The following is a 19,766-nucleotide window of genomic DNA, read 5'->3' on the forward strand; positions in this document are numbered from 1 at the left end:
GGTGAGCTGGAACCCGCGGCTGCGCCGGCGAGATTACCGGCTGGGATGCGCAGCAGCAGCCGCGTGTCGCAGGCGTAGCCGATCATCAGCCGTACCGCGCGGGGGTCAGGACTGGGATGCTCCTATTGATGTCAAGCGGTGGGATCATGATCGTTTTTGGTGATGATCTGGTAGAGCTCGCGGGCGATGTAGCGTTTGAGGCAGCGGATGATCTCTTTCTTGGACAGGCCGTCTTGGGTGCGTCGTTCCATGTAGTCGCGGGTGCGGGGGTCCCAGCGCAGGCGGACGAGGGCGATGCGCCAGAGGGCTGCGTTGGCTTGGCGGTCGCCGCCGCGGTTGAGGCGGTGCCGGTGGGTTTTGCCGGATGATGCGGGGATTGGGGCGACCCCGCAGAGCATGGCGAAGGCGGCTTCGGAGCCGAGCCGGTCGTGGTTTTCCCCGGCGGTGACCAGGAGTTGGCCGGCGGTGTCGGGTCCGAGGCCGTGGACGGCGAGTAGGGCGGGGTTGATGGCGGCCACGAGGGGGTGCAGGAGTTCGTCGAGGTCGTTGATCTCGGCGGTGAGCTGCTGGTGGCGGCGAGCCAGGGAACGCAGCGCGATCGTCGTCGCGGTGGCCGGGTCGTGGGCGTGGGCGTGGTCGGGGCGTAGGGCGGCGCAGGTCGTGATGAGTTTCTTGACGGGCAGGGCGCGGAGCTGGGCGCGCAGGTCGTCGGGGGCGGTGACGATCAGGGCCTTCATCTGGCGCTGTGCGTCGGCGCGCTGGTCGACGGCCGAGCGGCGGGCGATGCGCAGGCAGCGCAGGGCTTCTACGCGGCCGTCGCGCTGTTTGGGGGTGCCGGTGTGGTCTGCGGCGAGCGCCGCCTTGGCCGCCTGGATCGCGTCGATCGGGTCGGACTTGCCCTGGAAACGGCGGGTCTTGCGATCGGGCCGGTCGACTTCGGCCAGCTCCATCCCCTGCTCACGCAGGTAACGGGTCAGTCCGGCACCGTAGGCGCCGGTTCCCTCGACTCCGATGATTTTCACGGTGCCGAACGATTGCAGCCAGGTCAGCAGCGCGGCGTATCCGGCGGTGCCGGTGGGGAACTGCTCGCTGCCCAGGACCCGGCCGACCATGTCGATCACGGCTGCGGTGTGGGTGTCTTGATGGGTGTCGACGCCGCCGGCGACTTCGCTACTCGTCACGGCCTGGGGTGTAATGGAGGGCATCGTCGTCCTGTGCTCTTGACCGGTGGGCAGGGCGGCACGCACCAGCCGGGCAACGCGGACAAGACAGAGAAGGGGCCTCTGGCCAGGCTCCTATGAGGTCACAACGCCACGTCCAGTGAGTGCCGGCGAGCACCTCCCGCCCCAAGCCGACAGATCCCGTTGAAGACTCGAAGTCAGTCAGAGGCTGGGTCAGACCCTGGCGGGAGGTGCTCACCTACATCATCTCTGTCAGTGGCCATCAGGGCCTTTCCGCGGTGATGGGGGTGGTGGTGGCGCGTCGCCAGGCGGCGTTGCGCAGCAGGCGCAGTCCGTTGAGGCCGACGATGACGGTGGAGCCCTCGTGTCCGGCCACGCCGAGCGGCAGGGGCAGGTCGCCGAGCAGGTCCCAGGCCACCAGCACGGCGATGAAGGTGGCGGCGATGGCGAGGTTGGCGGCTACCAGGCGGCGGGCGCGGCGGGCCAGCGCGATCACGGCCGGAATGGTGGACAGCTCATCGCGGGTGACGACCGCATCTGCCGTGTCCAGGGCGAGATCGGAGCCGGTGCGACCCATGGCGATCCCGGTGTGCGCGGTCGCCAGAGCGGGGGCATCGTTGACCCCGTCGCCGACCAGCGCCACCCGTACGCCCTGCTGCTGCAGCTCGCGCACCGCGCCCACCTTGTCTTCGGGCAGCAGACCGGCACGGACGTCGGTGATGCCGGCCTGGGTCGCCAGCCGGGCGGCCGCGCGCGGGTTGTCGCCGGTCAGCAGCACCGGCCGGGCGCCGGTCAGCGCGTTCAGGCGGGCCACGGTGTCGGCAGCAGCCGGGCGGATGCTGTCGGCCAGGGCCAGCATGGCGGCGGGCCGGCCGTCCACCAGCATCACCACGGCGGTGTGCCCGCCGTCCTCGAGGCCAGCTGCCAGCTGCCGGGCCGCGTCGGCGGCCTCGTCGGTACGGCCATCCAGCAGGTGGGCGGGGCTGCCGATGTCGACCTGCCGCCTGGCGACGCGGGCCCGTACTCCACGTCCGGGCACGGCTGCGAACTGGGTGGCCGTGGGCAGGGTCAGGCTCTGCTCGCGGGCCGCGGCGACGACGGCACGGCCCAGCGGATGCTCCGAGCCTTCCTCCGCGGCGGCGGCCACCGCCAGGAGCCGGTTGATGTCGTCTTGCCCGGTCGCGGCGCGGGGGCTGGGGTCAGGCAGGGGGTGGATCTGCGCGAGATGCGGGCGGCCCTCGGTCAGTGTGCCGGTCTTGTCGAAGGCCACCTGTGTGACATCGGCCAGCTGTTCCATCACCACCGCGGACTTGACCAGCACGCCGTGGCGTCCGGCGGTGGCGATGGCGGCCAGCAGTGGTGGCATGGTGGCCAGCACCACCGCGCAGGGCGAGGCGACGATCATGAAGGTCATGGCCCTCAGCAGGCTGTCTTGCACCGGTGTCCCCCACAGCAGGGGCAATGTGAACAAGGCGATGGTGGCGGCGACCATGACGATCGAGTAGCGCTGCTCGACCTTCTCGATGAACAGCTGGCTTCGTGCCTTGGTGGCGCCGGCCTGTTCCACCAGGGCCACGATCCGCGCGATCACGCTCTGCCCGGCCGGCCGTGATACCCGGACACGCAGCACGCCCGTGCCGTTCAGCGTGCCGGCGAACACATCGTCACCGGCCTGTTTGTCCACGGGCAGGCTCTCGCCGGTGATGGAGGCCTGGTCGACGTCGCTGACCCCGGCCAGCACCTGGCCGTCGGCGCCGATCCGCTCACCTGGCCGGACCACGATGACGTCGCCGACCCGCAACTCGGCGGCCGGGACCACGTCCTCCAGTCCGGACTCGTCCACGCGGCTCGCCTGCTCGGGAGCCAGATCCAGCAGGCCGCGCACCGAGTCCTCGGTGCGTTTGGTCGCCACCGCTTCCAGCGCGCCGGAGGTGGCGAAGATGACGATCAGCAGCGCGCCGTCGAAGACCTGCCCGATCGCGGCCGCGCCGATCGCCGCGGCGACCATGAGCAGATCGACGTCGAGCGTCCGCTCGCGCAGCGCCTTCAGCCCGGCCAGGCCCGGTTCCCAGCCTCCGGCGGCGTAGCAGGCCAGGTACAGGACCCACCACAGCCAGGGCGGCGTCCCGGCCAGCTGGGCCAGGCCGCCGGCTGTGAACAGCACGGTGGCCGCGGCCGCCCAGCGCACCTCCATCAGGGATCCGGCCCCGCTGTGCCACCACCTTGCGGCACGGGACATCGCTGCCGGGGGTGGGGCCACGGGGGAGTGCCTCAGTTCGGTTGTCACCGAAGCATCGTATATGCGCACTCACGCAGATATGCAAGTAGTGAGGTTCGAGGATATGCTGGCTGCATGCACACCTCTTTGCCTGATTTCGACATGCCGAACGAGGAACAGGTGCATCTGGCAGCCGAGTCGTTCCGGCTGCTGTCCGACCCCACGCGCATCAAGATCTTGTGGGCATTGCTGCAGGGTGAGTCGTCGGTGGCCTGCCTGGCCGAGCTCGCCGACGCGGCCCCCACCGCCGTCAGCCAGCACCTGGCCAAGCTCCGCCTGGCCGGGCTGGTCAAGGGCCGCCGCGAGGGCACCTTCGTTTACTACACCGCCGCCGACGAGCACGTGCGCCGCCTGCTCACCCAGGGCCTCTACCACGCCGACCACATCGACCGCGGCGACCAGACCCTCGCACCTACCTCCTGACCCCGCGCTCGCGCCTCAACGCGGTGCGATCATCGCGACGGCGCCCACCAGCACGCCGGCTCGTGTGAAGGCCACCTCTTCGGGAGCGCCTGCGGCGATGCTCGCCGTGTCCGCGAGGGGCGGCAGACCGGCCGTCTGGATGCAGGCGCCGTGCACATGGGTGACCAAGTTCGGCACCTCCAGGAACGGCTCGACGTTCGGGGTCTGCGCACACTCCATGTACGTCACGCGCCCGTCAGAGAGGAAGATCGTGCCGTTCCTGCCGAGCCGCAGCGCCCCGTGGAGCGCTCGCGCGCCAGCCCGGCAAGGAGTGCGTCGAGCCTGGTCATGGTTCACGTTGTCAGCTGGCTGGAGATGGACCGCAGACGATGCCGGGCGAGGGCGAGGTTAGATCGTTCCAGGTCAAGATGCACATAGATCACAAGCGGCCCCTCGAAGACCGTCTCCAGCGGCCTGAACAAGTGATGACCCTTGTCTGTGGTGACGAGCATGTCATCGATGCGTACGACCTCGCCCGGGCAGGCGCGGGCAAGGCCATCGGTCGTGGCCCGCAGCGCCTGCGTCAGTGCGACGGCCGAGCGGTCGGTGTCCACAACCGAGGTGCTGCTGCAGGCCACCGCCATGCCGCTGGTGTGGTCGACCAGCATGGCGTCCAGCGCCCCCGGTATGGACATGACCTCCGCCAGGCAGGTGTCGATTCCGAGCACGTGACCTCCTCGCCGTCAGTGGAACGGAGACAGCGTAGGGGGTAATAAATGGCGCTGAAATCGTCCATAGTGCTTGTGTTGCATTTTTATAGTGCTAAGGCGCAGGAAAACCACTCCAACGCCTATAGCTATGCTATTTATGAATAATTTTCGCGACTTCGGACTGATCTGGTGATGACGGTCGGCGATTTACGTGGTGCTCGCGGGCACCTGGACGACTAGCACCTGTCGGTGGGCCAGCGGAACACGTCGGCGGGCCGGCAGTACGGGGTGATGTGATCTTCTGGCGCCGTGCCTAGAACTCGCTGAGCTCGAAGACGCCGATGTCGTCGGCCGACGTGCCCTGGCTCGGGGAAGACTGGTTGAGCGACGCCTCCACGGCGACCCACCCGTGGAAGCCACCCGCGTTGTCGATGATCTGCAGCATGGGCTTGACGTGCGAGTTGCCGGTGTAGCAGGTCTCGCCGCGCGCGTCGGCCAGTTCGCGCCGCCAGTGCCAGATGGTGTCTCTGCGGTCGGTCGAGGTGGCGTTCGCCGTGGACAGGTAGTAGTCGGTGGCGGTCGTGGCGCCGCCCAGGCATCGGCCGCTCGAGCACTGGCGCCACCCGGTCATCCAGAACGGACTGCCCGCGCCCTCGTCAAGGTACGGCGTGCCCGCGTCGGTCTTCCACAGGTGGTAGTCGTGCTTGAGCCGGGTGTGGTCGAAGGCGGCGATCTCCGCCATCGTCGCGCGCTCGCTCCACGTGGCGTTGCTGCCGTAGCCGTACCCGTGCGTCGCGCCGAACGAACTGCCCCGGTAGGTCAGCTTGGCCAGTTGCCCGGCGATCGGCTCGCTGACCGTCCATTCCTCCCATCCGTTGCCGGTCCAGGCGATGCGCAGCACCGAACCGGTCACCGTGTAGGTCCCACTGAGGTGCTCGGGAAAGCTGGTGGCGGGGAAGCCGTTGGCCGTCTGCACCTGGCAGGCACGCACGCCGCACCCGGCGCCGGTGACGCCGGTGTAGCTGCGGGTCACGCGCAGGCGCTGTGACCAGTGGAAGTGGGAGTCGTAGGCCTTGCCGTCGGCGGTGAGGGAGTAGGTCGCAAGGCGCACCCAGTTCTCGCGCGAGGTGGTCTTCAAGCCGCCGATCGCGACCACGAATCTGTACATGCCGGCCGGCGCCGCTGTGGCCGCGGAGGCCGGCACGGCCGGCGACGCGGCAAGTGCCGCCATGGAAGCGAGGAGAACACGTAGGAATACGGTCAACGGGACCTCCAGAGACGCGCGTGTCACCGATCATGGTGACCACCTTTGGCCTTCAGGGGAACGGGCGACGGAGGAAGTTAACGGATTTGACCGCCACGCGTAAGGCAGCGCCGCGCCGGTTCGGGAACACTCGATGTCAGCTGACCACCCGGCGAGACGCCTGAAGCGTGAGGCGACCACGTTGTTGCTGGGGCTGTCGGGCGCAGGGCCGGCATCGCGGGACCGCACCGGGCTCGCCATCCATGCCGCCAAGTCCGAGTGATCGGCCTGACCCGCGCTCGACCGGCTTGATTCCGGCTCTCGGCGTGATCATTCCAGTTGCGCAGCCAGGCCGGGCGGGCAACGCTGCGGCAGGCTTGCACGGTCATTTCCCCCTCCTTTCCGCGGACGATGGCCTCACTATGTCCATGCCGCAAATCGGTGGGCAAGGGATTTGACGTGTCTTGGGCGCGCAAATAAGGCGTTAGCGGTCGTATCGGGTGCGTAGAAATGGCGTAGAAAATGTCGCTCCCGGAGGCCGGAGCCGGTTTCATATGAATGGCTCCCGCTGAAAGGAACGGTCGATGCGCAGGCGTCCTCTGGAAGTACTGGTTCCGGCCGGATTCGGGTGCACGGTCGGCACCTGCGCCCTTGCCTCGCTGGCCTTCTCCGAGACCACGGCTCGTGTCGCCTTGGTGGGCGTGGCCGTCGGCGTGTTCGGGGCCTGGGCGAGGCGCTACCTCGCCGCACTGGCGACAGGCGTGATGGCCTGGTGCTTCGCCACGGGCTTCCTCGCGCACACCGAAGGAGAACTGGCCTTCGGGCGCGACGACCTCGTCAGGCTGGCGGCTTTGACCGTCGTGGCGCTTGTGGGGTGCTCCTGGGGGTGCGTGCGCCGCACGCGTCGGCCCTACCGTCTGATGCGGGCGGATCTCCGCCGCGCTCCCGTTCTCCTCGGGAGGTTACATGGGGCACCCGTGCAGGAAAGAGGGAAGAAGCCCTGGACCGCTTGAGGCTTGGAGGTTCTCGCGCAGGCGCCAAGCCCTGATGCCGCGGCGAGGCAAACGGCCTGGAAGCGCCCGGGATGACAACCCCAGGTCTGACTCAAGCTCCGAGAAATCAGACCGTGGTCCGACGCGCCACACCCGCCCCTTCAAGCATCGTGATCGGCATGCTGAAGTCAATCGCGATGGCATTGGTCCTGATGAGCGCCGGGGGCGGGATGCGCGCGCAGCACACGGCGGACGCTCTCGACTGGAGTCTGTGCCCCAACGACAAGGTCGGCATGCAGTGCGCCGACCTCCAGGTTCCCGTCGACTGGCAGGACCCCGGCGGCCGTAGGATCACGCTCAAGCTGGGCCGTCTCGCCTCCACCGGCACCTCGGAGGGTGTCGCCCTGATCGCCTACGGTGGCCCGGGCGGGCCTGGCATCGCCCTCACCCAATCGCTGTCCGGCTGGTGGACGGACCTGCGCAAGCGGATGGACATCGTCACCTGGGACACCCGCGGCTACGGCGCGCAGTTCCGCGGCCTCAGCAGCGGCCTGCCCTGCCTGTGGACCCGCATCCCGATCCCGGAGTTCCCGCGGAACGACGCCGACCTCGGCCGGCTGTCCGACACCAACCGCGGTCAAGCGGAGGTCTGTCGCCAGGCTGATCCCGTGCTCTTCGCCAACATGAGCTCCGCCGACCACGCGCGCGACATGGAAGCCATCAGGAAGGCCCTCGGCGGCGCCAAGCTCAACTACTACGGCGCCTCCTACGCCGGCTTCTACGGCCAGGCCTACGCCCGGCTCTTCCCGGACCAGGTACGCACGATGGTCCTCGACGGCACCTGGAACCACAGCCCGGCCGACTGGAACAGTGAGCTGGAGGAGATGGCCAAGAGCAACGAGCAGTTCCTGACCCGCTTCTTCGATTGGTGCGCCACCAACGGCTGCAAGGACATCCCGAGCACCTGGCGAGCTCTCGTAGCCAGAGCCGATCGCACTCCCGTCCCCGCTGCGAAGAATGTCGCCTATACAGGCCGTGACCTGCAAACCTTCGCCATCGCGTCGGCCAAACAGGGCAAGACGGCCTGGCCGGCCCTGGCCGAGGCCATCCGCAAGGCCCACGACGGCGACGCCTCCGCCTTCGTCCCCGCCAGTGGCGCCCGCTACCCCGACCAGGCCACCGGCGTGACGGAGTGCACCGACTGGCCTCGCGCCGCCGATCGGAAGGAGCTCAACGCGACGATCACCCGTCTCCGGAAGATCGCTCCTGACGCGGGCGCGGCCAGCACCATAGCGACCGGCGTTCTGCAATGCATCGGCTGGCCGGCATCTGTCACCAACCCGCCCGCCCCGCTCCCCAAGACACTTCCGCCTCTGCTCGGCGCAGGCGCCTGGGGCGAATCGGACGCCGTCGCCAGAGCGATCGGCCAGGTCGCGGGCAGCGTCACGTTCGCCCATGACGGCCCCGGCCACACCCTCTACGGCGTGAACACCTGCGCTCGCGACCACATCAACCGCTACTTCACCGACAAGGTCCTCCCACCCAAGAACACGACCTGCTGATCCTCGGCATCACCCCAGCCCCACGGTTCGCTACCCGCCAGCCGTTCAGGGCGGACGGGCGATCCTGGCGCTACGGTAGATCGTCATGAGACTGGCCCACGTCATGATCGCGACATCCACCGTAGTCGTCCTCACGAGCTGTGGCGATGTGGCGGGCGGAGCAGCGACAACCGAGCGGCTCGCCCCGAACGCCGCCCAGACACCTTCTCTGTCGGCCGGGGCCGCGGATGTGCCCGCCCCTGATGCCCCCATCGCCGCCGATTCCGTCGCGTTGGCCGACGACCTGGAGAAGACGACCACCGCGCTGAACGAGGCGATCGACGGCTGGACGGCCAAGGGATCGCAGGCCCCATCGCCGCAGGACGTGGTGCTGCAAGCCCTGCATCAGCAGCGCATCTACCGCACACTGGCCCGTGATACGCCGCTGGCCCGGCAGACCATCGGGCGGTTGCCCAAAGCGCTGGCAGCGGAGGCCCGCGACAACGTCACGGCTGTCGGGAAGCTGCTGTCGATGGCTCGTCCCATCAGCGCGGCACAGCGCAAGCGGATGCGACTGGCCGAGCCGGTGCCTGCCGAGCAGTTGCGCGGCTACATGCTCCGCGCCGAGAAGCGGTTCGGCGTCGAGTGGGAGGTGCTCGCGGCGATCATGCTCGTGGAGACGAAGTTCGGGCGGGTCAGGTCGGCGAGCTCCAGCGGCGCGCAGGGGCCGATGCAGTTCATGCCGGGCACGTGGCAGCAGTACGGGCTCGGCGGCGATGTTCACGACGCACGCGACGCGGTGCTTGGTGCGGCCAACTACCTCAAGGCGTCGGGGGCGCCTCGCGACTACCGGCGTGCTGTGTTCGCCTACAACCACGACAACCGGTACGTAGATGCCGTCCTGGCGCACGCTCGCCAGATCAAGCGCGATGCCCGGAGCTTCTACGCGTACTACAACTGGCAGGTATTCGTCCTGTCCACGAAGGGCGACGTTCGCCTCACCGGCCCCCGCTGACCATCGCCCGGTTCCCGGAACTCGTGATCAGCGGGCAGGGAGCGTGGACGCCGGGCATGACCGAACTGGGCGTGCGTGCCACGCCCTTCCTCGTCGAACCGGACGCGTCGGGGCCGGCCGCGCAGAGCGATCTCTACCGTGAGGCCGGATCGCCGTGCATGTGGAGCGGGAGCTCCCGCTTGCCGAGGTGGCCGCCGCCCACGATCTGGTCGCCAAGGGCCGTACGACGGGCAAGATCGTCCTGGCAGTGTGACAGGCGGTGGGGAGACGGTTCAGGCGAGGAGGCGGGCGGCGATCGTCGTCCAGTCGTCCTCGGGCTCCTCGGCCTGGCGTTCCATGATGCGGTCGGCCGCCCCGGCGAAGGCCTGCAGGCCGCGCAGCAGCGCGATGCGGCCGGCCGGCGGCATCTCGGCCAGCACGCGCGCGAGGTCCGCGCGCCTGCGCTGCTCCAGCTCCTCGACCAGAGAGCGGCCCGACGGCGTGAGCGAGAGCGTCAGCTCGCGCTTGTCCTCCTGGCAGTGTGAGCGCCTGACCAGCCCGGCTGCCTCCAGGCGGTCGCAGAGGCGGCTGGCGGACGAGGGCACCGCGCCCAGGGCCGCGGCCAGCCTGCCCAGATTGATGGTCTCGTGCTGTTCGATGGTGAGGAGGGCCTGAAGCTGGATGGAGGACACCTTGGTGGCGAACGCCTCCCGCGAACGTCCCCACACGGCCACCAGGGCCGCCGCCTCCCTTTCGATGACGGCCCACTCCGTCGGCGGCAGGTGGCCGACGAAGGGGTCGGATGGAACGGGCTCGTCTTTCACGCTATCCACTCAGTGAGTCATGGACGGTGCCGTCCGGGCCGGGGATCCAGTCGAAACACACCACCACGGCATCATCCAGCACCTCCGTGCCCCGCCGGAAGTCCAGGAGGCCGCGAATCATCGTACGGACCGCCTCGTCGGCGGGTTGCATGCGGGTCGACTTCACCAGGGCCTCCAGCGGCGATCCGCCGAACTCGGCGCCGCCGCTCGATCGGGAGGAGTAGACGCCGTCACTGGCGATGACGAGCCGGTCGCCAGGCTCCAGGCCGAAACGCTGCTCGGTGTAGGCGGTGTTGCCGAACATGCCGAGCGGGAGCTGCTGCTCCAGCTCGACCGAACGTACTTTGCCGTTGCGCATCAGCAGGACTCGAGGCGATCCGGCGTCGACCATGGAGACCTCGCCGGTCGTGGCGTCGAAGTGCAGGAGCAGCGTCGAGACGTGCAGGCGGCCGCCGTACTGGCCGTAGATCGCCTCGTCGGCCAGCCCCGCCTGCTCTTCGAGGCCGGCGCCGGAGCGGCGGGCGTTGCGCAGAGCCGTGATGGCCAGCGTGGTGAGCAGGGCGGCCTCCACGCCCGCGCCCATGCCGTCGGTGACGGACAGCACCAGCCAGCGCGGTCCGCACGTCCAGTCGAAGTTGTCGCCGTAGACCGCGTACGCGGGCTCCAGCTGCCCGGCCAGCCGGTATCCGTCGCCCTGGTGGCAGGAGCCGGGCAGCAGCTCCCACTGCATCTCGGCGGCGAGCGTGAGCCGGGCCATGCGGCGTACCCGCTGGTAGCGGTCGGTGATCCGGTCGGCGCCGCGGAGGTCGTGGCCCAGGGCGGTGGCGATCTGCTGGAGGTCCTCCACGGCAGGGGCGCCGAGGAGTGGGTCCGCGAGGCGGAGGCTGAGCACGCCGACGCGTTCGCCGCACGCGGTGACGGGCAGATGGAGCAGCCGCCCGTCGCGCTGGGGCTCCTGGGCGGCGAAGGCGCGGCCCGCCGCCGTGCCGTCGATGAGGGTGCCGGGCACGCCCGGCGCCAGCTGCTCGAGCACCGGACGGAGCGTGATCAGCGCGTAGTCGGCCAGCTGCACCTCCACGTGCTCCACGGCGAAGTGCAGGGTCACCGCGTCGCGCAGCGCCTCGACGACCGCATAAGGCGGGGCCGCGTGCATGGCCTGCTGCACTGCGTAAACGCCTTCGGGGATGCTGCCCAAGGGATGACCTCTTCTCCCGCGCGTCGTAACGCGGATCATCAACAATTTGCACAGTAGCAAATAACTCTGGGGTGAAGAGTCTCAAGATCGTATATATTTGCCATGCGACAACTAACGGAATGGTATGGAGAGGGTGTCCATGCTGGGTGACAGGCAGCGCACGAGGGAGGAGATCGCTCGTGTGGTGGACGAGCACCGGGATCGGATCGTGGCCACTTGGGTCCGTACGCAGGAGAGCACGCTAGCATCGGCCGCCGCCGTGGACGGCGACGAGCTCCGCGAGGAGGCAGAGGTGATCGTCTCATGCCTCTACGAGGGGCTGGCCGGGGCCACGCCTCTCGACCAGGTCGTCACGCGGTTCCCGCCGCTCAGGAACGCGGTGATCGACCTGTCGCACCGCTGGGCCAGGCTCGGCGTCTCGGCCGCGGCCATCGCCGGCGCGGTTTTCGTGCTCAAGGACACCTGTGTGGGGGTGCTCACCGAGGAGATCTCCGACCTGGAGCTCAGGCTCGACGCCGTCGAGCTGACGCACCGGCTGCTCGACGGCGCCGGGCTGCTGACATTCCAGACGTACGTCGACAGTCGCGAGGAGATCATCCAGCGCCAGAACCGGCAGCTGCTGGAGACCTCCACCCCGGTCGTACGGCTCTGGCGCAAGGTGCTCGCGGTGCCGCTCATCGGCACCCTCGACAGCGGCCGGGCCCAGATCGTCATGGAGAGCCTCCTGCAGGCCATCCAGGAGAACGAGGCCGCCGTCGCGATCATCGACATCACCGGCGTGCCCACCGTGGACACCGCGGTCGCCCAGCACCTCATGCAGACCGTGGCGGCCACCCGGCTCATGGGCGCCGACTGCATACTCAGCGGCATCCGTCCCCAGATCGCCCAGCTGATCGCACGGCTCGGGATCGACCTCTCCGAGATCGTCACGCGCTCGTCCCTGGCAGACGCGCTGACCATGGCGATGCGCATGGTCGACGAGGTCTGGCCGGCCGAGGAGAAGCCCGGCGAAAGCACTCTCTCGAACGTTTCATGAGCACTTCACAGATCCCGATCCTGCGTCTCGGCAAGATCCTTCTGGCCGGCCTGCTCAGAGAGCTGGACGACAAGACGGCCGTGCTCTTCGCCGACGAGCTCAGCCGGCAGGTCAGCGATGTCGGGGCGGAGGCGGTGGTGCTCGACATCACCAAGCTGGAGGTCGTCGACTCGTTCGCGGCCCGGATCCTGGTGGAGATCGCCACGATGGCCCGGCTGCTGGGCGCGCGCGTGGTGGTGGCCGGGATGCGCTACTCAGTCGCGATCACCCTGGTGGAGCTGGGGCTGAGCCTGCCCGGCGTGGAGACGGCGCTGTCGGTCGAGCACGCCGTGAACATGCTCTCCCAGCCGGGAGGGTCGCGTGACGGATAGGGAAGTCACGACGGCCGGGCAGGTGCGATCGCTCCCGATCCGCGCCGAGGACGATCTGCTCGCCGCGCGGCACGCGGTACGGGCCGCCGCGCTGGAGGCCGGCTTCGGCCTCGTCGCCCAGACCAAGCTGGTCACGGCTGCGAGCGAGCTGGTCCGCAACTGCTACGTGCACGGAGGCGGAGGGGAGTTGGTGATCGAGCATCTCGTCCCGCCGCCGCGGGCCGGCCTCCGGCTCACCATCTCCGACGACGGGCCTGGCATCGCGGACCCGGACGCGGCCCTGGTCGACGGCTACTCCACCGGCCCCGGGCTGGGGCACGGGCTCGGCGGCGCCAAGCGGCTGGTGGACGAGTTCCACCTGGAGACCGGACCAGGCAGGGGCACGACGGTGGTGATCACGCGCTGGGTGGGCGACCATTGATCACCACGGAGGTACGCGTCGACCACGAGAGCGCCGTCGCCCATGCGGTCTCGGTGACCCGCCAGGCCGCACACGCGCTCGGCCTGGCGTCCCTGCTGACCGAACGGGCGGCCGTGGCGGCCTCCGAGCTCGCCAGCAACATCGCCAAGCACACGCACGGCGGCGCGCTCCTGGTGCAGCCGGAGCCGGCGGGCGGCCTCGAGCTGCTGGCAGTCGACCACGGCCCCGGCATGGACGACGTCGCCCGCTGTCTGACCGACGGCTACAGCAGCGCCGGCACGCTGGGCAGCGGACTCGGCGCGGTACGCCGCCTGGCGACCACGTTCGGAATCTTCTCCCACCCGCGGCGCGGGACCGCGATCTTCGCGAGGTTCCGCGAGGCTCCCGCCCCGGCGCGGGCGGGCACGCTGCGACTGCCCGCGCTGGGGCAGGACAGCAGCGGCGACGCGTTCGTCCTGACCGAGACCGCGGACGCCACGGTGGCGCTCGTGGTGGACGGCCTCGGCCGGGGCGCGGACGCCGCCCGCGCCAGCCGGGCAGCCACCGGCTCGTTCCTGAGTGACCCCGAGCGCCCCCTGCCGCTGGCCATGGCGGCGATCCACGACGCACTCCGGCACTCCAGAGGCGCCGTCGCGGCGCTGGTCCGGCTGCCCCGAGGCGCCGCCGAGGCGGAGTTCTGCGGAGTGGGCAGCGTGAGCGCGGCGATCCTCTACGGCGGCAGCCCGCCGAAGCTCCTGACCCCGCAACCGGGAACGCTCGGCCTGCGCATCCCGCCGCCACGTCTCCAGACCGTGCCGCTGCCTGCCGGGGCCACGGTGGTCGTGCACAGCGACGGGATCGCCCAGAGCTGGCTGCGTACCGCGAGCGACTGGATGTTCACCCAGGCGCCTCCGCTGCTGGTGGGTCTGCTGGCCCGCGATCACCGGCGCCTCCGCGACGACGCGACCGTAGTGGCGCTCAGGGAGAGGGGAGCGTGATGAGCCTCCGAGGAGGCGCTGCGGCAGCGGATCAGGAGGCTGGAGGAGGAACTGGCCAAGCTCCAGGACGAGATGGCCAGCACCAACCAGGGCGTGCTGGCCATCGTCGTGGAGCAGGAGGAGCGTGACGAGCAGCTCCGGCGGGCCCACCGGACGATCTTCCGCGAGCTCGAGGACGCCCTGCGCCCGCCGATCCCGCAGGTGGAGCAGGTGCGGCTCGCGGTGTACTACTCCTCCGCCGAGGACGACGCGCCGACCGGCGGCGACCTCTACGACGTGGTCGTCATGCCGAGTGGGGAGCTGCACATCGTCGTGGTGGACGCGGCCGGCCACGGCGTGGCCAGCACCCGTGCCGCGCTCAACATCATCCACGCCGTACGCGTGCTCTCCCTGGCCGGGCTGCCGCTGGAGAGCGTGGTGGAGCGAGCCGCGGCCATCCTGCAGCCGGTCTACCCGGACCTGACGGGGACCGTGCTGGTGGCCCGCTTCGACCCGCGTACCGGGATGCTCCGGGTGGCCACGGGCAGTCACCCGCCGCCGCTGATCGCCGCGCCGGGCGAGCCGGCCGCGTACCTGGAGGTGTGGGGGCGCGGCCTCGGCTATCCGGAGCCGGGCAGCGACCACGTGGCCGAGCGAGGGCTGGAGCCCGGCACGCTGGTGCTGTTCTACACCGACGGGCTGGTGGAGGCCCGGCGCGATCTCAACGCGGGGCTGGACGAGCTGGCCGAACTGACCTGGCGCCACCGGGAGCTGCCGGTGGACGAGCTGACCGACACGCTCGTACGGGTGATGCACCGCAAGGTGCTGCACAGCGACGACACCCTGCTCCTGGCCATGCGCTGGATGCCCTGACCCCCGCTGCCTCAGGCGATGAGGGGGTGGGCGTGCGCGGCCTGCCCACCCCCTCATCCCCTGACCCCGCTGCCTCAGGCGATGCCCTGGCCGCTCGCGCCGGGGCAGGCGCGTTCTCACTGAACCTAGGGATCCTAGGAAATGAGCTAGTCTTCCTAGTTAGCGGAATGCGCCGTACTTGCGCCGCGCGCGAGGAAAGGAAAAGAATGGCTATTCTGTCCGTACCCGGTGCCAGCCTCTATTACGAGGTCAGCGGCAGCGGGCCGGTGCTCCTCATGCTGCCGGGCGGCGGCGGTGACGCGGCCGTCTTCGACGTGGTGGCCGGTCCGCTCGGCGAGCACTTCACCCTTGTCACCCTCGACCCACGCGGGTACTCGCACAGCCGCCTTGACAGCCCGGTCCCCGTGGATCAGCGGGTCGACGTGCAGAGCGACGACGCCTGCCGGCTGCTCGACGTGGTGAGTCCCGACCAGCCCGCCTACGTCTTCGGTGGCAGCAGCGGCGCCATCGTCGGTCTCGACCTGCTCGCCGGCCATCCTTCCCGGGTACGTCGCCTGGTCGCCCATGAGCCGCCGTGCTTCGCCCTGCTGCCCGACGCCGCTGCGCAGCTGGCCTTCGTCGAGGAGGTGTACCAGCTCTTTCGCACGCAAGGGCTCGCGGCCGCGTCCGCTCGGTTCGTGGAGGGCATAGGCGGCACCATGAAGGCCATGCCGGACCCTGCCTCGTTGCCTCCTCGCGCCGCTGAGATGATGACCCGGCTGATGCGTAACGCTCCGATCATGATGGAGCACGAGTTGCGGCAATTCACCTCTTACGTGCCCGACCTGGCCGCTCTTGGCCGGGTCTCCGACCGGGTGGTCCTCGCGGCCGGGCGTGAGACCAAGGGGCATCTGCCGTCCCGGCCCGCCGCCGTGCTGGCAGAGCGGCTCGGGACCGAGCTGGTCGAGTTCCCGGGCGCGCACAGCGGTTTCACCGACGCTCCCGAGGACTTCGCCAAGCAACTGATCCGTTCCTTGACCGGCACGCCCGTGCCCGAAGGCCCGGCGGCGTCTTCAACGTGAAGACACCGCCGGGACGGAAGAACGTCAGTGGGAATGATTAGCGTGGGGCGGGTTAGTCCCAGGCGTGGGGCCGAGGTTCGGTCCCACGCCATGTCTCAGCGTTCGACCGGAGGGGGCGATCGTGGGGTCTTTCGCGGGCGGTGGGCTGCCCCCGGATGACGTCGTCGTCACGGCCCTGCGAGCCGGAGATGAGGCGATGTTCGCGGCGCTGCTCGACACGTGGTCCGGGGGCATGTTGCGGGTGGCCAGGTCTTACGTGTCGACCGACCACTCAGCTGAGGAGGTCGTCCAGGACACGTGGCTGGCGGTGATCGGCGGGATCGACGCCTTCGAGAGCCGCTCGTCGGTCAAGACGTGGGTCTACCGCATCCTGGTCAACACCGCGAAGAAGCGGGGCGCCCGTGAGAGCCGCACGCTGCCGTGGAGCTCCTTCGAGCAGGACGGGGTGGCGGACAAGGGCCTCGACGCGGTGCTGCCGGATGGCTGGAAGGAGCTCCCGGCGGTCTGGCCGACGCCCGAGAGTGAGGCGCTCGCCTCGGAGGTGCGCGGGCTGATCGCCGAGGGGCTGTCCAAGCTGCCTCCCCGGCAGCGGACCGTGATCACCTTGCGCGACGTTGAGGGGTGCACTTCGGAGGAGGTGTGCGAGATCCTGGAGATCTCCGCGGCCAACCAACGGGTGCTGCTGCATCGCGCCCGCACGGCCGTGCGTGACTGGCTGGCCGACTACTTCGAGTCCGTGAAGCAGTCAGAATAGTTCGCAGGCTCCTTCTGGCCGATGTGGCGGCACAATTAGTGAAGCGGTTCATATCCAGAGAAAAGGGCGGTCGACGTCGTGAAGCGGTTCACCTGCGACGAACTGGCGGGACTCATCACCGCCTACCTTGAAGACGCCCTCGACCGGCCGGCACGCGACGGCGTGCAGGCGCATCTGGCCTGCTGCGAAGGGTGTGAGCGCTACTTCGAGCAGTTCCAGGCGACCATCGGTGTCCTCGGTGACCCGCCTCCTGAGGAACTGCCCACCGATGTGCGCGCGCGGCTCATGTCGGCCTTCCGCGAGCGGCGGCGGTTATGACCGGAGGCCGGTGAGCCCGGCCGGTCAATTGCCCAAAAATTACCTGTAACGCTGGCGAGTCTCGCGGGTCTGTAGACCTGTGCGCCACGCGAAGGGTAGACGATGATCGGCCTGACGTCCGAGGGCACGCCGCTGCGGGACGCCTCCGAGGTGGCGGACTTCGCGCGCCGCTGCTTCGAGCCGGGCCTGGATGCCGCGGACCGGGTGGGCGTCGAGCTGGAGTTCCTGGTTTTCGACCGTGCGGCCGAGGCCGCGTACGTCCCGCTGGCCAGGGTCGAACGCGCCATCCCCGCGCTGCCGGGCGGCAGCCGGGTGACGTTCGAGCCGGGTGGCCAGCTCGAACTGTCCGGCCCGGCGGCCCCGCTGCCGGACGCGCTCGCCCACCTGGCCGCCGACGTGGCCGCCGTGCGCGCCGCCCTGCACGAGGAGGGGCTGGTCCTGGCCGGAGTGGGCCTCGACCCGGTGCGACCGCCCCGCCGCCAGCTGCGCCTGCCCCGGTACGAGGCCATGGCCGAGTTCCTCGGCGAGCCGTACGGGGCGCTGATGATGTGCTCGACCGCGTCCGTCCAGGTCAACCTGGACCTGGGGGAGCGGCCGGTGACGCGCTGGGATCGGGCGCACGCGCTCGGCCCCGTGCTGATGGCGGCCTTCGCCAACTCGCCGCTGAGCGGCGGCCGCCCGTGCGGCTGGATGTCGGGCCGCCAGGCCGTGTGGGGTCGCCTTGACCGCACCCGCACCTCACCCGTGGCCGCCTCGGACGACCCCGCCGCCGACTGGGCCGAATACCTGCTGGATGCCCGCCTCATGCTGGTACGCGACGGCGACGAGCATTGCCGCCCGGTGCGCGACGGCTCGACGTTCCGCGACTGGCTGGGCGGCGGCGGTGAGCGCCGGCCCACCAACGACGACCTGGCCTACCACGCCACGACGCTCTTCCCTCCGGTGCGGCCCCGGGGCTGGCTGGAGATCCGCTACCTCGACGCCCAGCACGCGGCGGACTGGCCGGTGTGCGCGGCCGTGACCCACGCCCTCGTCACCGACGACCGGGCCGCCGACGCCGCGCTCGCGGCCGTGGAGCCGTACCGGAAGTGGTGGGAGGTGGCGGCGCGGTGCGGGCTGGCCGACCCGCGCCTGAGCCGGGCCGCCGAGGTGTGCTTCCGGGCCGCTCTGGAGGCGCTGCCCCGCCTCGGCGCGGGCCCCGGCCTGGTGGGCGAGGTGGCGGCGTTCGCCGACAGGCACGTGACACCGGGCCGCTCGCCGGCGGCCGACCTGATGGATGCGGGGCCGGGACGGCGCATCCCGGCCTGGCTCAACGGGGAAGGACAGCAATGAACAAGGAACGCATCGCGGCCGAGCTCCTCGCCGTGCGCGACCGGTCGCTCGCCTATACGGCGGCGGACGACGACCTGCTGGTGCGCCAGCACTCGCCGCTGATGTCGCCGCTGGTGTGGGACCTCGCTCACGTGGGCAACTACGAGGAGCTCTGGGTGCTGCGCGAGGCCGGTGGCATCGACCCGCTCCGCCCCGAGATCGACGACATCTACGACGCGTTCAAACACCCGCGCAAAGACCGCCCCACCCTGCCCCTCCTGGGTCCGGCCGAGGCCCGCCGCTACATCGAGGGCGTGCGCGGGCGTGTGCTCGACGTCCTCGATGCGATCGACCTCGACGGCCCCACGCCGCTGCACCGCGACGGCTTCGTGTTCGGCCTGGTGATCCAGCACGAGCACCAGCACGACGAGACCATGCTGGCCACCCTGCAGCTGTCCGGGCAGCCCGGCCTGGTGCGCGACGGCGAGCTCCCGGCAGGACGGAGTGGCGGCCCAGAGGAGGTGTACGTGCCCGCCGGCCCCTTCTCCATGGGCACCGACACGCTGCCCTGGGCCTACGACAACGAGCGCCCTGCCCACCGGGTCGAACTCGCCGCCTACTGGATCGACCGGCTCCCCGTCGGCAACCGCGCCTACGTCGCGTTCATCGAGGACGGCGGCTACGAAGACCCGCGCTGGTGGACCGCGGAGGGCTGGCAGTGGCGCCAGCGCAGAGGTGTCGTCGCTCCTCTGTTCTGGGTCACGGACGGCCACGCCTGGTGGCGCACCCGCTTCGGCCGGACCGAGCCCCTCCCGATGGACGAGCCGGTCCAGCATGTGAGCTGGTACGAAGCCGACGCCTACGCCCGCTGGGCGGGCAAGCGGCTGCCCACCGAGGCCGAGTGGGAGAAGGCCTGCGGCTGGGACCCGGAGGCCCGGCGGGCCCGCCGATACCCGTGGGGCGAGGAGGACCCGGGCCCCGACCGGACGAACCTCGGCCACCGCGCCGCCCACCCGGCGCCGCTGGGCGCCTATCCGGGCGGGGCCAGCGCGTACGGGGCCGAGCAGATGGTGGGAGACGTCTGGGAGTGGACGGACTCCTGGTTCCAGCCCTATCCCGGATTCCGCAGCTTCCCGTACAAGGAGTACAGCGAGGTGTTCTTCGGCCAGGAATACCGGGTGCTGCGCGGCGGCTCCTGGGCGGCCGACCCGGCGGCGGTGCGCACCACGTTCAGGAACTGGGATTATCCGATCCGCCGGCAGATCTTCACCGGGTTCCGGTGCGCACGTTCGGAGCTGGTCTGAG

22 protein-coding genes are annotated in these 19,766 nt (G+C 70.1%); 15 read left to right on the plus strand and 7 right to left on the minus strand.

Annotation, left to right across the window (positions count from 1 at the left end; all coding sequences use genetic code 11):
* Window positions 1-131: 131 nt before the first annotated feature.
* The gene (locus ACQPWU_RS09435) at window positions 132-1,196 is read right to left on the minus strand and encodes an IS110 family transposase (RefSeq protein ID WP_433445178.1); all 1,065 of its coding nucleotides are present in this window, start codon (window positions 1,194-1,196) and stop codon (window positions 132-134) included.
* Between the two features lie 247 nt (window positions 1,197-1,443).
* Complete coding sequence (locus tag ACQPWU_RS09440; protein ID WP_433438447.1) at window positions 1,444-3,468, minus strand: heavy metal translocating P-type ATPase; 2,025 nt, start codon at window positions 3,466-3,468, stop codon at window positions 1,444-1,446.
* Window positions 3,469-3,534: 66 nt separating this feature from the next.
* Here ACQPWU_RS09440 and ACQPWU_RS09445 point away from each other — a divergent pair, with 66 nt between their 5' ends.
* Window positions 3,535-3,882, plus strand: coding sequence for an ArsR/SmtB family transcription factor (locus ACQPWU_RS09445; RefSeq protein WP_433438448.1), 348 nt, complete (start codon window positions 3,535-3,537; stop codon window positions 3,880-3,882).
* 15 nt (window positions 3,883-3,897) lie between these two features.
* Here ACQPWU_RS09445 and ACQPWU_RS09450 read toward each other — a convergent pair whose 3' ends face one another.
* The 3 genes from ACQPWU_RS09450 to ACQPWU_RS09460 form a co-directional block, all read right to left on the minus strand.
* On the minus strand, window positions 3,898-4,218 hold the full coding sequence (locus ACQPWU_RS09450; protein ID WP_433438449.1) for a hypothetical protein: 321 nt from the start codon (window positions 4,216-4,218) through the stop codon (window positions 3,898-3,900).
* Window positions 4,215-4,589: a roadblock/LC7 domain-containing protein gene (locus tag ACQPWU_RS09455; protein WP_433438450.1), complete on the minus strand. Its 375-nt coding sequence runs from the start codon at window positions 4,587-4,589 to the stop codon at window positions 4,215-4,217. Before ACQPWU_RS09455 ends, ACQPWU_RS09450 begins: the two co-directional genes overlap by 4 nt.
* A gap of 295 nt (window positions 4,590-4,884) precedes the next feature.
* The gene (locus ACQPWU_RS09460; protein ID WP_433438451.1) at window positions 4,885-5,802 is read right to left on the minus strand and encodes a hypothetical protein; all 918 of its coding nucleotides are present in this window, start codon (window positions 5,800-5,802) and stop codon (window positions 4,885-4,887) included.
* Between the two features lie 596 nt (window positions 5,803-6,398).
* Between ACQPWU_RS09460 and ACQPWU_RS09465 the strand changes: the two genes are divergently transcribed.
* From ACQPWU_RS09465 to ACQPWU_RS09480, 4 genes are all read left to right on the plus strand, one after another.
* On the plus strand, window positions 6,399-6,827 hold the full coding sequence (locus ACQPWU_RS09465) for a hypothetical protein (RefSeq protein ID WP_433438452.1): 429 nt from the start codon (window positions 6,399-6,401) through the stop codon (window positions 6,825-6,827).
* A gap of 158 nt (window positions 6,828-6,985) precedes the next feature.
* Entirely contained in the window at window positions 6,986-8,368 is a 1,383-nt protein-coding gene (locus tag ACQPWU_RS09470; protein ID WP_433438453.1) for an alpha/beta fold hydrolase, read from the plus strand.
* Between the two features lie 85 nt (window positions 8,369-8,453).
* On the plus strand, window positions 8,454-9,362 hold the full coding sequence (locus ACQPWU_RS09475; protein ID WP_433438454.1) for a transglycosylase SLT domain-containing protein: 909 nt from the start codon (window positions 8,454-8,456) through the stop codon (window positions 9,360-9,362).
* Between the two features lie 154 nt (window positions 9,363-9,516).
* Window positions 9,517-9,615, plus strand: coding sequence for a zinc-binding dehydrogenase (locus ACQPWU_RS09480; RefSeq protein WP_433438455.1), 99 nt, complete (start codon window positions 9,517-9,519; stop codon window positions 9,613-9,615).
* Window positions 9,616-9,634: 19 nt separating this feature from the next.
* Here the strand turns inward: ACQPWU_RS09480 and ACQPWU_RS09485 are convergent, their stop codons facing one another.
* Both ACQPWU_RS09485 and ACQPWU_RS09490 read right to left on the minus strand, forming a co-directional pair.
* On the minus strand, window positions 9,635-10,174 hold the full coding sequence (locus tag ACQPWU_RS09485; RefSeq protein WP_433438456.1) for a MarR family winged helix-turn-helix transcriptional regulator: 540 nt from the start codon (window positions 10,172-10,174) through the stop codon (window positions 9,635-9,637).
* Window positions 10,167-11,360, minus strand: coding sequence for a PP2C family protein-serine/threonine phosphatase (locus tag ACQPWU_RS09490; protein WP_433438457.1), 1,194 nt, complete (start codon window positions 11,358-11,360; stop codon window positions 10,167-10,169). The genes ACQPWU_RS09485 and ACQPWU_RS09490 overlap by 8 nt, the downstream gene beginning before the upstream one ends.
* Window positions 11,361-11,499: 139 nt before the next feature.
* Here ACQPWU_RS09490 and ACQPWU_RS09495 point away from each other — a divergent pair, with 139 nt between their 5' ends.
* From ACQPWU_RS09495 to egtB, 10 genes are all read left to right on the plus strand, one after another.
* Window positions 11,500-12,396, plus strand: coding sequence for an STAS domain-containing protein (locus tag ACQPWU_RS09495; RefSeq protein ID WP_433438458.1), 897 nt, complete (start codon window positions 11,500-11,502; stop codon window positions 12,394-12,396).
* Entirely contained in the window at window positions 12,393-12,767 is a 375-nt protein-coding gene (locus ACQPWU_RS09500) for an STAS domain-containing protein (RefSeq protein WP_433438459.1), read from the plus strand. The genes ACQPWU_RS09495 and ACQPWU_RS09500 overlap by 4 nt, the downstream gene beginning before the upstream one ends.
* Window positions 12,757-13,188: an ATP-binding protein gene (locus ACQPWU_RS09505; protein ID WP_433438460.1), complete on the plus strand. Its 432-nt coding sequence runs from the start codon at window positions 12,757-12,759 to the stop codon at window positions 13,186-13,188. The genes ACQPWU_RS09500 and ACQPWU_RS09505 overlap by 11 nt, the downstream gene beginning before the upstream one ends.
* Window positions 13,185-14,165, plus strand: a complete 981-nt coding sequence (locus ACQPWU_RS09510; protein WP_433438461.1) for a SpoIIE family protein phosphatase — start codon at window positions 13,185-13,187, stop codon at window positions 14,163-14,165. Before ACQPWU_RS09505 ends, ACQPWU_RS09510 begins: the two co-directional genes overlap by 4 nt.
* Window positions 14,166-14,237: 72 nt before the next feature.
* On the plus strand, window positions 14,238-15,017 hold the full coding sequence (locus tag ACQPWU_RS09515) for a PP2C family protein-serine/threonine phosphatase (RefSeq protein ID WP_433438462.1): 780 nt from the start codon (window positions 14,238-14,240) through the stop codon (window positions 15,015-15,017).
* A 206-nt stretch (window positions 15,018-15,223) separates the two neighbouring features.
* Window positions 15,224-16,078: an alpha/beta fold hydrolase gene (locus ACQPWU_RS09520; protein ID WP_433438463.1), complete on the plus strand. Its 855-nt coding sequence runs from the start codon at window positions 15,224-15,226 to the stop codon at window positions 16,076-16,078.
* A 121-nt stretch (window positions 16,079-16,199) separates the two neighbouring features.
* Window positions 16,200-16,832, plus strand: coding sequence for an RNA polymerase sigma factor (locus tag ACQPWU_RS09525; RefSeq protein ID WP_433438464.1), 633 nt, complete (start codon window positions 16,200-16,202; stop codon window positions 16,830-16,832).
* A gap of 78 nt (window positions 16,833-16,910) precedes the next feature.
* A complete protein-coding gene (locus ACQPWU_RS09530; RefSeq protein ID WP_360697406.1) occupies window positions 16,911-17,150 on the plus strand; it encodes an anti-sigma factor family protein in 240 nt (79 codons plus the stop codon).
* Window positions 17,151-17,252: 102 nt separating this feature from the next.
* Window positions 17,253-18,482, plus strand: a complete 1,230-nt coding sequence (egtA, locus tag ACQPWU_RS09535; protein ID WP_433438465.1) for an ergothioneine biosynthesis glutamate--cysteine ligase EgtA — start codon at window positions 17,253-17,255, stop codon at window positions 18,480-18,482.
* Window positions 18,479-19,765 carry an ergothioneine biosynthesis protein EgtB gene (gene egtB / locus ACQPWU_RS09540; RefSeq protein WP_433438466.1) on the plus strand — a complete coding sequence of 429 codons (1,287 nt, stop codon included), beginning with the start codon at window positions 18,479-18,481 and terminating at the stop codon, window positions 19,763-19,765. The genes egtA and egtB overlap by 4 nt, the downstream gene beginning before the upstream one ends.
* Window position 19,766: the final 1 nt, after the last annotated feature.

The organism is Nonomuraea sp. CA-141351, assembly GCF_050944675.1.
Taxonomy (GTDB): domain Bacteria; phylum Actinomycetota; class Actinomycetes; order Streptosporangiales; family Streptosporangiaceae; genus Nonomuraea.